Source organism: Streptomyces sp. Root1304 (assembly GCF_001426405.1).
GTDB lineage: Bacteria > Actinomycetota > Actinomycetes > Streptomycetales > Streptomycetaceae > Streptomyces.
This window is the reverse complement of sequence record NZ_LMEP01000024.1, coordinates 152,435-164,218: the sequence shown is the minus strand read 5'-3', so window position 1 is coordinate 164,218 and position 11,784 is coordinate 152,435. Positions and strand designations below refer to the sequence as shown.

The window sequence follows — 11,784 nt, the reverse complement described above, 5'->3', positions numbered from 1 at the left end:
TCTGTGGATTACGGAGAAGATCGCGGGGATTTCTCTCCCCGGGCCTGGGAATTCCGTGATCAAACACCATTGAGGCACTCATTTGGGTGGGAATTGCTTGCTCCGGTCGCTCCAACGAGTTGGTCGGGCGAACCGTGCTGACGAGGGGCGTCGCTCCGGCGCTGTGGACAGGTGGGATACCCGAAGGTGTGGCTAGGGCGATTTGTCGACCTTGTCGGGGTGGGCTGTCGACTTGTCCCCAGGTCGAGCCCCGAGCCTGTGGATAACTGCTGTGGGTAACTGAAAAGTATGCAGGTAGGACTAGTGGTTCGTACCTGTGGACGAACGCTCCCGCCTTCGGGAGCGTTCGGTCATCCTCTGATCAGGCCCGACCGTCCTGGGCCCTCGCCAGCCAGTCGGAGGCCGCCATGAACTCACTGTCCGAGGTACCGCGCCGCAGCGCCCGTACGTCCTCGACCTCCACGCCCGCCCTCGGGTACGAGCCCAGGAAGCGGACCTGGGGGCACATCCGCTTGAGCCCCATCAGCGCCTCGCCCACCCGGCGGTCCGAGATATGGCCCTCGGCGTCCACGGCGAAGCAGTAGTTCCCGATCCCCGCCCCCGTGGGCCGGGACTGGATCAGCATCAGGTTCACCCCGCGCACCGCGAATTCCTGGAGCAGTTCGAGGAGGGCACCCGGATGATCGTCACCCAGCCACAGCACCACCGAGGTCTTGTCCGCACCCGTCGGAGCCGCCGGCCGGGCCGGCCGGCCCACCAGCACGAAGCGCGTCTCGGCGTTCTCCGCGTCGTGGATCTCGGTGACCAGCGCTTCGAGCCCGTACGTCGCCGCCGCGAACTCCCCCGCGAAGGCGGCGTCGAAGCGGCCCTCCTGCACGAGCCGGGCGCCGTCCGCGTTGGAGGCGGCCGACTCCCACACGGCCTCGGGCAGATGCGCCCGCAGCCAGTTCCGCACCTGCGGCTGGGCCACCGGGTGACCGGTCACCGTCTTGATCTCGGAGAGCTTGGTGCCGGGCCGGACGAGCAGGGCGAAGGCGATCGGCAGCAGCACCTCGCGGTAGATCATCAGCGGCTTGCCGGAGGCCAGCTCGTCGAGGGTGGCCGTCACCCCGCCCTCGACCGAGTTCTCGATCGGCACGAGCGCGGCGGCGGCGTCCCCGTTCCGTACGGCGTCGAGCGCGGCCGGGACCGAGACCATGGGGACGAGTTCCCTCGTCGCGGCCTCGGGCAGCGTGCGCAGCGCGGCCTCCGTGAAGGTGCCCTCGGGCCCGAGATAGGTGTACCGGTTGGCGGACATACCGTCACCCTAATGGGCCCGGCAGCCCCGGGCGGCCCGTCCGGCGGGAGGCAGGCGCCGGTGGGTCGGCGGCCCGGCGGGGCGTGCTCGCCGGTGGGCCGCCGGCCGGACGGGGCGTACCTGCCGGTGGGCAGGCCGGGCCGGAGGTCAGGACTCCAGGAGGCGCTGGCCCACGTACTCGCCCTCGGCCGGGCCGCCCGGGACCGCGAAGAGGCCGCTCGCCTCGTGGCGGATGAAGGCGGACAGCGCGTCGCCCCGGTCCAGCTTGCGCTGGACCGGCACGAAGCCCCTGAGCGGATCGGCCTGCCAGCAGACGAAGAGGAGACCGGCGTCCGGCGTCCCGTCGGTACCGATGCCGTCGTGGAAGGAGAACGGCCTGCGCAGCATCGCCGCTCCGCCGTTCTGTTCGGGGGCGGAGATCCGGGCGTGGGCGTTGTCCGGGATGACCAGCTTCCCGTCCGGCCCGAACTTGTTCAGGTCGAGCGCGGTGGTCTCCGTACCGCCGGTGAGCGGGGCCCCGTCGGACTTCCGGCGCCCGATGACCTGCTCCTGCTCGCCCAGCGGCAGCTTCTCCCAGTCGTCGAGCAGCATCCGGATCCGGCGCACCACCGCGTACGAACCGCCGGCCATCCACTCCGCCGCACCGGTGGCTCCGGCCGGCACGAAGATCCGCCGGTCGAAGTCGGGTTCGCTGGGCTGCGGGTTCCCCGTACCGTCGACCTGGCCCATCAGATTGCGCGCGGTCATCGGCTTCGCGGTGGCCCCGGCCGAGCGGTTGAAGCCGTTCATCTGCCAGCGCACCCGGGCCGCGTCCCCCGCGTCCTTCTGGACCGCGCGCAGGGCGTGGAAGGCGACGAGCGCGTCGTCGGCGCCGATCTGCACCCACAGGTCGCCCTCCGAACGCCGGGGGTCCAGCGCGTCGGAGGAGAAGGCGGGGAGCGGGTCGAGCGCGGAGGGACGGCGGGTGGGGAGCCCGGTCCGGTCGAAGAAGGTACGGCCGAAGCCGAAGGTGACCGTGAGGGAGGACGGGCCCGCGTCGAGCGCGACACCCGTGTCCCCGGTCGGGGCCTTCCCCGACATCAGCGTCTTCGCCGTCACCGACCAGCGGCGCAGCAGGGCGATGGCCTCCTTGCGCCCGGCACCCGGGGCGAGGTCGAAGGCGACCAGATGCCCCCGGGACTGGAGGGGCGTGGTGATGCCGGCCTGATGTTTCCCGTGAAACATCACCTCGGTCGCGCCGACGGAGGTGAGCGCCGGGGCGCCCCCGGCGCCGGTCCCGGCCGTGCTGTCGTCGCCCGACACGGCGGCGGAGACGCCGACGCCACTGGCCGCGCCGATGACGAGCCCGGCCGCGCCCGCCGCGCCGACGGTGCCGAGCAGGCGCCGCCGGGAGATCTCAAGGTTGTCGTTCTCGGTCACGGGTCAGCCGATCTTCACGTTCTTCTCGATGGTGGTCTGGTCGATCTCGGAGGTACGGACGGTCACCTGGATCCGCCACTCCCCGGGCATCGGGATCTGGACGCCGCTCGCGCTCCAGTGTCCGGTCTGGATCCGGTCGGGGGCGACCGGCAGCGGGCCGATGTCCTTCGCCTCAAGGGTGAGGGCGACCTTGATCTCCGGGACGTCCAGCGGCTTGCCGTTCGGGCGCTCGACGAAGAGGTGGAGCGCGTTGGCGCCGGTACGACCGGGGTCGAGGCTGAGCCGGACGACGCCCTTGCCGTCGACGCCGCCGGTGTCGAAGGGCAGCCGGATGTCGACGGGCCGGTCGGGCACGGCGGCCGGGCCGGAGGCGGAGGTGCCCCGGCCCGCCTCCTCTTCGGTGCGGCCGGGTTCGGTCGAGGTGAGCACGGTGGTCACGGCGAGGAGGACGACGGCGACGGCCGCCTCGGTCAGCACCGAGCGGCGCAGACCGGCCCGCTCGGGGTCGGCGTCCCGCTCGCGCTTGCGCCGCGCGGTGGCGACGGCGGCCCGCTGCCGGGCGAGCTGGGCGGCCCGCGCGGGATCGGCGGCCTCGGCCTCCTCCCGGGCTCCCTCCAAGGCCTCTTCCTGCGCCCGTTCCTCAGCCTCTTCCTCGGCTTCTCCCTGCTCCTCTTCCCGGGTCTCTTCCCCGGGTGTCGCCGGGGCGGCCAGGCGCTGGGTCCAGCGGCGGGAGATCCAGGCGATGCCGATCAGGACGGCCATCAGGCCGATCTTGACGAGCAGCAGCTGCCCGTAGCGGGTGCCGGTGAGCGCCGACCAGGAACCGACCTGGCGCCAGGACTGGTAGAGCCCGGTGGCCGCGAGGACGGCCACGGAGCAGAAGGCCACCCGGGAGAAGCGTTCGACCGCCGAGCGCGGGACGTCCGGGGCCCGGTAGAGGGCGACGAGCAGCACCGTGAGCCCGCCGAGCCAGGCGGCGACGGCCAGCAGGTGCAGGATGTCGACCGGCATGGCGATGCCGGGCTGGATACCGGTCGAGGCGTGCTCGGCCAGGGCCCAGGTGCCGGCGATCCCGGCGGCGACGACGGTGCCGCCGATGCCCAGACCGAAGGCGAGGTCCTTCTTCTCCTTCGGGCCGGTGCGCCGGGCGTAGGCACCGAAGAGGACGGCGACGAAGAGCGCCGCCGCGCCGAGCAGCAGCAGCCGGGAGGTGAGCGCGGCCCCGGTCTTCGTCTCCAGGACGGCCTTCAGACCGGCGAGGTCGAAGGCGTCGGAGAGTTCGCCGGAGCCCGTGTACGGACTGCGCAGGAGCAGCATGACGAGGGTGGCGCCGGTGAGGGTCAGCCAGCCCCGGACCACGGTCTGCTGGACGGGCCGGACGCTCGCGCCGCGCGGCCAGCAGACCAGGACGAAGGCGCCGCCGCCGACGAGGACGGCGAAGCCGGCGTACGAGAGGTAGCGCGCGATGCCGTAGAGGGCGCCGACGAGTCCGCCGCCGGCGGTCCGGTCGGGCAGTGCGACGGCCGTCGTGGACGGGGCGCCGATGGAGAAGGTGAAGGCGCCCGAGATCGGGTGGCTGTCGGCCGACACGGTCTGCCAGGCCACGGTGTAGGTGCCGTCGGGCAGTCCGGCGCGCAGGGCGACGCCGTAACGGACGACGGAGTCGCTGCACAGGTTGATTATCTCGCCGGTGTCGGCCCGGCGGCCCGCCGGGTCGAGGACCCGGATCGAGTCGGGGCTCATGGCGACCTGCTCGGAGAAGGTGAGGTTGACCTCCTTGGGAGCGGTGGCGACCACCGCCCCGTCCTTCGGATCGCTTCCGGTCAGCGCCGCGTGCGCGGACGCGGGGGCGGCACCGGCGAGCAGCGTGCCGAGCAGCGCGGCCGCGAGGATCAGCAGCCGGGCCAGGGCGGTACCGAGGCGCGGGGCGGTGGTTGTCATCTCTGGGTCACTCCGTCAGTTCTGTATGAACTCCGTCAACGCGCTGGGTGCTACCGCGGGTTGTGGTTGGCGGCTTCGACGGGAAGCTCGACCTTGATGGGGTCGGACTTCTCGAAGTGGAGCTCGATGCTGACCTTCTCGCCCTGCTTCGGCTTCTGCTTCAGCTCCATGAACATGATGTGGCTGCCGCCGCGTGCGAGCTTCAGCTCCCCGTTCGCGGGGATGTCGAAGGACTTCACCTCCTGCATCTTCTGGTTCTTCGTCTCGTGGATCGTGATGTCGTCCGAGAGGGAGCTGGTGACCGAGGTGAGCTTGTCCGCGGTGCCGCTGTCGTTCTTGATGGTGAGGAAGCCCCCGGCCATGTCCATCACCGGCTGGGGCATGTACGCCCCGCTGACCTGGAGCTGGGGCTTGTCCCCGTCGGACGAGGACGAACACCCGGTCAGCGCGAGGGCCGCGGCGAGAGCCACGGTGGCGGACAGGGTGGTGGTGCGGCGGATCACGGGTTCTCCCCCTTGATGAGCTTCGGCAGGTCCTTGGCGTAGTCGTCGACGCTCGCGTCCTCGCCGTACAGGACGTAGCCCTGGTCGGTCGTCGGCGAGAAGGCGATCACCTGGGCGCCGTGCATGGAGACGACCTTGCCGTCCTTGTCCTTCGTGGCCGGGTCGATGCCGATGCCGATCTGCCGGGCGCCCGCCTGGATGGCGGAGAAGTCTCCGGTGAGACCGGTGAAGGAGGGGTCGCCCGCGGCGGGCAGCCACTTGGCCAGCTCGGCCGTGGTGTCCCGCTCGGGGTCGGTGGTGACGAAGACGACCTGGAGCTTGTCCTGGTCGGCCTTGGGGAGCTGCTTCTTGGCGATGGCGATGTTGCTCATCGTCAGGGGGCAGACGTCGGGGCAGTGGGTGTAGCCGAAGTAGATGAGCGTCGGCTTGCCCTTGGTCCGCTCCCGCAGGTCGTACTTCTGGCCCTTGGTGTCGGTGAGGACGAGCGCGGGCTTGGTGAACGGCCGGTCGAGGACGGTGGCGGCCTTGGTGGAGTCGTCCCCGCCGGAGACCACGGCGACCGAGCCGGAGCCCGCGCCGTTGGTCTTGTCGTCGTCGCCGAGGCCGACGGCCGCCGTGATGCCGAGCGCGGCGACGATCGCGACCGCGGCGACGATCAGCGGGGTGCGACGCCCGGGGCGGGCGGCGCCGTCGTCCCCGGGCTTCGGGGTGGATGTCTTCTCTGCGGACATGCTGATTCTTTCCGCTTCTTTCCGGGTTCTCAGGATGAGGTGGGGCCGTCAGGCCGAGCGGCGGCGGCCGGAGAGGAGGCCGAAGGCCACACCGGCGACACCGACGAGGATGCCGATGACACCGAGGATCCGGGCGGTGGTGTCGGAGGAGTCGGCGGCGGCCGTCTCCTTCTTCGCGTCCGCCTCGTCGTGGCCCGCCTTGTCGTCGGCCTTGGCGGACGGGGCGGCGCCGCCGTGGTGGTCCTCGGAGGCGGCGGAGAGCTTCAGGACGGGGGCGGGGTTCTGCGGCTCCTCCGCGCCCTCCTTCTGCTCCTCGATCCAGCGCACGACCTCCTTGTTGTCGTACGTCTGGATCGCCTTGAGGACGAGCTGGTCGGCGTCCTCGGGCAGCTGGCCGAGGGAGAGCGGGAACTGCTGGAACTGGCCGGGGCCGATCTTCGAGCCGTCGGCGGTCCAGGTCACCTTGGAGACGGCCTCGTTGATGGTCTTGCCGTGCAGCTCCAGCGGCTTGCTGAGCTTGCTCTTGGTCACCTCGGCCTTCCAGCCGGGGATGGGCTGCGGCATGACGGAGGCGAGCGGGTGGTCGAGCGGGAAGTTGACCTCCAGCTTCACGGTGGAGGCGTCGTCGCGCTCGTTCGGGACCTTGATGTTGACGGTGGCGTAGCCGCCCTTGGCGGCCTCGCCCTGCGGCTGCACGCTCACATGCGCGAAGGCCGTGCCCGACAGCAGCACGACGGAGGAGAGGGCGATGCCACCGGCGAGGGCGACCCGGGTGGCGGAGACACGGGAAACGGTCATGGCAGAAGACACTCCAGCTCGGAGAGGAAGTCGGTGGGTCCGGCACACCGGGAAGGGGAACCCGGGAGACCCCGGGAGAGACCCGGGAGACCACGAGGAATCCAGGAGGAATCCAGGAGGAATCCGGGTCCGGGGTTCGGGACCGGCGGCGTGCGGACGAGGGCGGACCCGCTCACGTCGAGCGGTCCGCGGCGAGCTGCGCCGGGCTGCGTCAGGCAGCGAGGACGCAGTCGGCGGCCGGCGGGCCGCGCCTGATCACCGTGTGCTGGAGTGCCTCGGCCACCGGCGGCGGCGAGGAGTCGAAGGCGGTACGGACGGCTCGCGCCGGGCCCGTGCGCGGGGCGGCGCTGAGGCCGGTCAGCAGCGCCCGTACGAGACGGAGCGCGGCCCGCAGCGAGCGGACGAGCGCGCACTCGGCGAGCTCCGTCGCGCCCTGCTCGGAGAGTTCGACGAGCCGGACGAGGGCCCGGTCGCCGCGCCGCAGCAGCCAGCCCGCGGCGAGGGCGGCGAGCAGGTGCCCGAGGAGCATGGGCAGCCCGGGCAGCAGCTCACCGGCAGGGACGGCGGCGGCCGGGTGTCCCATGTGGGCGTGGGCGCCGGCGGCGGCCGGGTCGAGTCCCGCTTCGCGGATGATGCGGGTGGCGTCGGCCGCGTCGAGGGACGAGGTCCCTGCTCCGCAGACGAGCCGGGCGGCCATCCGGACGAGGGCGTCGTCGGCCTGGGGACTCAGTTCGAGCCGGGTCTGTCCGAGACCGAAGAGGACGTGCAGGGCGAGCTGGCCGCCGGTGAGGGCGCCGACCACGAAACCGAGGGAGCGTTCGCGTCCCGCGAGGAGCACGGTGACACCGAAGACCCCGAGGAATCCGGCGAGGAGCGTCCACAGGGCGATCCCCGCGCAGGCGGCCAGGGCGTGCCCGAGCGCGGACAGCACGACGCAGACCGCGGTGAACACCGCGGCCCTCAGCAGCCGTGGAGCGAGCGCGGGGGCAGTCATGGCGGGCCCATCATCGCACCACGGGCCGCACCGGCAGGAGGCAGGTCCGTAAGGTCGTTCTTGGGGCTCTTGGGGGTCTTCGCGGTGACATACACCGGCGTCCCGGCGTGGTGCATCCGCCGAACGAGCGCTCTTGACGCCCTTCGGCGCTTACGAGGGGTTCCGTCCGGCAATAGGTATCGGTATGTCGAGCCGCTGCCGGGAGGCTGGAGCATGAGCATCTGGTGGTCACTCCATCTGCGGCGGGAGGCGGCGAGCGTGCCGCTGGCCCGGAGGCTGCTGCTGGGCACGATGGAGACGGCGGGCGTCGATCCCGATGTGTCCTACGAGCTGTCGGTGGCGCTGACCGAGGCGTGTGCCAACGCGGTCGAGCACGGCGGCGGAGGTGGCTCCCGCGCGCCGGGCGGGGCGTACCGGGTGACGGCGTACCTGGACGGCGAGACCTGTCGCATCGAGGTGGCCGACTCCGGTCCGGGCTTCCCCCGCACCGACGCGCCGTCGGCCCCGTCGGACGACGCCGAGCACGGCCGGGGGCTGCGTCTGATCGAGGAGCTGGCCGATCACGTCCAGTTCGGCAACCGCTCGGGCCGGGGCGGCGCCGTGGTCAGCTTCGACAAGATCCTGAAGTGGCGGGACAGCCCTTCCCTGCTGCTGGCGTGATCCGCGAGGCCGGCGGCCCGATCCGCGCAGGCGACCGCCGTACGGGAGACCGCCGTACGGGAGACCGGGCACGGGGAAGGGCCCCCGCCGGTCGGTCGGCGGGGGCCCTTCGGTTCCAACGTACGCGGGGATCAGCCCTTCAGCGCGGCCATCCACGCCTCGACCTCGTCCGAACGGCGCGGCAGCGCGTCCGAGAGGTTCCGGTTGCCGTCCTCGGTGACGAGGATGTCGTCCTCGATCCGGACGCCGATGCCGCGGTACTCCTCCGGCACCGTCAGGTCGTCGGCCTGGAAGTACAGACCCGGCTCGACGGTCAGGCACATGCCCGGCTCCAGGGTGGTGTTCACGTACATCTCGGTGCGCGCGGCGGCGCAGTCGTGGACGTCCATGCCGAGCATGTGGCCGGTGCCGTGCAGGGTCCAGCGGCGCTGGAGGCCGAGCTCCAGGACGCGCTCGACCGGGCCCTCGACGAGGCCCCACTCGACGAGCTTCTCGGTGAGGACGCGCTGGGCGGCGTCGTGGAAGTCGCGGTAGGCGGCGCCGGGCTTCACCGCGGCGATGCCGGCCTCCTGCGCCTCGTACACGGCGTCGTAGATCTTGCGCTGGAGCTCGGTGTACCGGCCGTTGATCGGCAGGGTGCGGGTGATGTCCGCGGTGTAGAGCTCGTTGGTCTCCACGCCGGCGTCGAGCAGCAGCAGGTCGCCGGAGCGCACGTCGCCGTCGTTGCGGACCCAGTGCAGGGTGGTGGCGTGGGGGCCGGCGGCGCAGATGGAGCCGTAGCCGATGTCGTTGCCCTCGACGCGGGCGCGGAGGAAGAAGGTTCCCTCGATGTAGCGCTCGCTGGTGGCCTCGGCCTTGTCGAGGACCTTGACGACGTCCTCGAAGCCGCGGGCGGTGGCGGCGCAGGCCTTCTCCAGCTCGGCGACCTCGAAGGAGTCCTTGACGAGGCGGGCCTCGGAGAGGAAGACCCGCAGCTCCTCGTCGCGCTCGGCGGTGACCTTGTCGGTCAGCGCGGCCTCGATGCCGGCGTCGTGGCCGCGGACGTTGCGGACGGGGCCGGTGGCCTCGCGCAGCGCCTCGGCCAGCTCGCGGACGTCCTTCGCGGGGACGCCGAGGAGCTGCTCGGCCTCGGTGAGGGAGTGGCGGCGGCCGACCCACAGCTCGCCCTGGCCGTCGAGCCAGAACTCGCCGTTCTCGCGGTCGGAGCGCGGCAGCAGGTAGAGGGTGGCCTCGTGGCCGTCCTTCGCCGGCTCCAGGACGAGGACGCCGTCCTGCGTCTGGTCACCGGTGAGGTACGCGTACTCGGTGGACGCGCGGAAGGCGTACTCGGTGTCGTTCGACCGGGTCCTCAGGTTGCCGGCCGGGATCACCAGGCGCTCGCCCGGGAAGCGGGCGGAGAGCGCGGCGCGGCGCGCGGCGGTCTTGTCGGCCTGGGCGATCGGCGTCAGGCCGCGCAGCTCGGTGTCGGCCCAGCCGGACTTCATGTTCTCGGCCAGCTCGTCGGAGACGCCCGGGTACAGGCCGTTCTTCCGCTGCTTGATCGCCTGTTCCTCAGTCTCTTCCGGGGTCTCCGGCGTGAGCTCCTCGGCCACGGGTCTGCCTCCTCTTGGTACGACACTGAACCCCCACCATCGTACGGTCGTACGGAAGGGGGCCCAGGGCCGGAAGACCCATTACCGGAATGTCACGTTCCGGTTATTGGCGGCTACGGTCCGCCGCCTGTCGCGCCCATGGTCCGCCGCCTCTCGCCGCCCGCGGCCTCACGCCGGGCCGCTCACTCGAAGCGGGCGGCGAGCAGGACGACGTCCTCCTCGTCCCCGTCCGCGTCCAGGCCCTCCGGCAGCAGGGTCCGCAGGACGTGGTCCGCGATGGCGCCCGGGTCGCCCCGGTCCGCCTTCGGCACGCTCGCGGCCGCCGCGTGGAGCCGGGCGAAGGCACGGTCCATGGCGTCGCCGGTACGGCGCAGCAGCCCGTCCGTGTAGAGAAGCACCGTTTCTCCAGGTGCCGGGGACAGCTCCACGCTGGGCGCCTCCCAGCAGGAGAGCATCCCGAGCGGGGCCGAGAGCGAGGTCTCGACGAACTCGGTGCGCCGCTCGCCGATGACCAGCGGCGGCGCGTGCCCGGCGCCGGCCAGCACGATCCGGCGCCGCGCCGGTTCGGCGTACGCGAAGAGCGCGGTCGCCGAGCGGGCCGGCTCGGTGAGCCGGAGCAGCAGTTCCAGGTCGGAGAGGACCGCGACGGGGTCCTCGCCCTCCATCACCGCGTACGCCCGGAGGGAGGCGCGAAGCCGTCCCATGGCGGCGAGCGCGCTGGGGCCGGTCCCGGTGACGGATCCGACGGAGAGCCCGAGGGCGCCCTCGGGCAGCGGCAGCGCGTCGTACCAGTCGCCGCCGCCCCGGGGGCCGGTGCGGTGGCGGGCGGCGAGCTGGACGCCGGGGACGCGGGGGAGACGGCTGGGGAGCAGTTCCTCGGCGACGGTGGAGACCCGGAGGGTGGCGCGCTCGACCTGGAGGAGACGGGCGAGGTGCTCGGTGGCGAAGCGGCCGTAGAGCCCGATGAGGTGGCGCTGGCGGTCGGTGGGTTCGGCGGGCTCGTCGTAGAGCCAGACGGCCGCACCGAGCCGGCCGGCCTCCTCGGTGGCGAGGGGCAGGGCGTAGCTGGCGGCGTAGCCGAGGCGGGCGGCGACCTCGCGGTGGCGCGGGTCGAGGCCTTCCTCGGTACGGACGTCGCGGATGGCGATCGGGTCCGGCACCCGCTCGGGGCGGGCCGGATCGGGGAGGCCGTCCAGGAGACGCCCGTAGCTGCTGGTGCCGCGCGGGACGGTCTCGATGGTCCCGAGTTCGGAGTGGGCGAGGCCGAGTCCGATGGTGGACGCGGGGCCGAGCCCGTCGGCCGGTTCGAGGACCGCCATGCCGCGGCGGGCCCCGACCAGGGCGGCGCCCGCGCCGAGCACCTCGCGGAGGGCCTCGTCGAGGGAGGCCGTCCTGATGAGGCGCTCGGTGAGTTCGTGGAGGGTGGTGAGGTCGGAGACCCAGGCCGCCAGACGGTCCTGGATCAGCGCCCCGGGCGGGGGGACCGGGTCGGAGGGTGTCGCCGCCGCGGGGACCCCGGGGAGGGGCGCCGTAGTGTGCGGGGGCCCGGGAACCGTGGAATCGATTCCGGCCACTTTCGGCATGTGTGGGGCGCTCATGTCAGTCGGCTTTCCGACCGGTGCGTTTGACGCCATAGCATCGCAAACCCCCATGTCATCCTGAGCCGCTCGATGCATCCACATGTACACGCACAAGAGGAACGATGTCCAGCATTGTCCCCACGGGACTTGTGGTGTCCGTGAGGTCGTGCGCAAGGGTTGAAGTCGGCGGGAAGTTGGCCGAAAATTGCCCCCGGTGTGCACCTTTTGCGGTCGACTGGCGTCGTTTGAAAGCGCGTCATTCCGAGCGT

The 11,784-nt window shown here is 72.1% G+C and carries 10 protein-coding genes; 1 reads left to right on the top strand and 9 read right to left on the bottom strand.

Annotated elements, in window-relative coordinates; translation table 11 throughout:
• Positions 1–361: 361 nt before the first annotated feature.
• From pheA to ASD33_RS25365, 7 genes are all read right to left on the bottom strand, one after another.
• Positions 362–1,297 (bottom strand): prephenate dehydratase, encoded by a 936-nt coding sequence (pheA, locus tag ASD33_RS25395; protein WP_056564969.1) that lies wholly within the window; start codon positions 1,295–1,297, stop codon positions 362–364.
• A 147-nt stretch (positions 1,298–1,444) separates the two neighbouring features.
• Complete coding sequence (efeB, locus tag ASD33_RS25390) at positions 1,445–2,716, bottom strand: iron uptake transporter deferrochelatase/peroxidase subunit (protein ID WP_056564967.1); 1,272 nt, start codon at positions 2,714–2,716, stop codon at positions 1,445–1,447.
• Positions 2,717–2,719: 3 nt separating this feature from the next.
• Entirely contained in the window at positions 2,720–4,657 is a 1,938-nt protein-coding gene (locus ASD33_RS25385) for a copper resistance protein CopC (RefSeq protein WP_056564965.1), read from the bottom strand.
• Between the two features lie 50 nt (positions 4,658–4,707).
• Complete coding sequence (locus ASD33_RS25380; protein WP_056564963.1) at positions 4,708–5,160, bottom strand: copper chaperone PCu(A)C; 453 nt, start codon at positions 5,158–5,160, stop codon at positions 4,708–4,710.
• Positions 5,157–5,891 (bottom strand): SCO family protein, encoded by a 735-nt coding sequence (locus ASD33_RS25375; RefSeq protein WP_242427261.1) that lies wholly within the window; start codon positions 5,889–5,891, stop codon positions 5,157–5,159. The genes ASD33_RS25380 and ASD33_RS25375 overlap by 4 nt, the downstream gene beginning before the upstream one ends.
• A gap of 48 nt (positions 5,892–5,939) precedes the next feature.
• Complete coding sequence (locus ASD33_RS25370) at positions 5,940–6,689, bottom strand: YcnI family protein (protein ID WP_056564961.1); 750 nt, start codon at positions 6,687–6,689, stop codon at positions 5,940–5,942.
• A 211-nt stretch (positions 6,690–6,900) separates the two neighbouring features.
• The gene (locus ASD33_RS25365) at positions 6,901–7,683 is read right to left on the bottom strand and encodes a hypothetical protein (protein ID WP_056564959.1); all 783 of its coding nucleotides are present in this window, start codon (positions 7,681–7,683) and stop codon (positions 6,901–6,903) included.
• Between the two features lie 213 nt (positions 7,684–7,896).
• On the opposite strand from ASD33_RS25365, the gene ASD33_RS25360 reads away from it, so the two are divergent.
• Positions 7,897–8,343 carry an ATP-binding protein gene (locus tag ASD33_RS25360; protein WP_056564957.1) on the top strand — a complete coding sequence of 149 codons (447 nt, stop codon included), beginning with the start codon at positions 7,897–7,899 and terminating at the stop codon, positions 8,341–8,343.
• 131 nt (positions 8,344–8,474) lie between these two features.
• Here ASD33_RS25360 and ASD33_RS25355 read toward each other — a convergent pair whose 3' ends face one another.
• Both ASD33_RS25355 and ASD33_RS25350 read right to left on the bottom strand, forming a co-directional pair.
• Positions 8,475–9,935 (bottom strand): aminopeptidase P family protein, encoded by a 1,461-nt coding sequence (locus ASD33_RS25355; RefSeq protein WP_056564956.1) that lies wholly within the window; start codon positions 9,933–9,935, stop codon positions 8,475–8,477.
• Positions 9,936–10,117: 182 nt separating this feature from the next.
• On the bottom strand, positions 10,118–11,509 hold the full coding sequence (locus ASD33_RS25350) for a PP2C family protein-serine/threonine phosphatase (protein WP_056565667.1): 1,392 nt from the start codon (positions 11,507–11,509) through the stop codon (positions 10,118–10,120).
• Positions 11,510–11,784 lie beyond the last annotated feature (275 nt).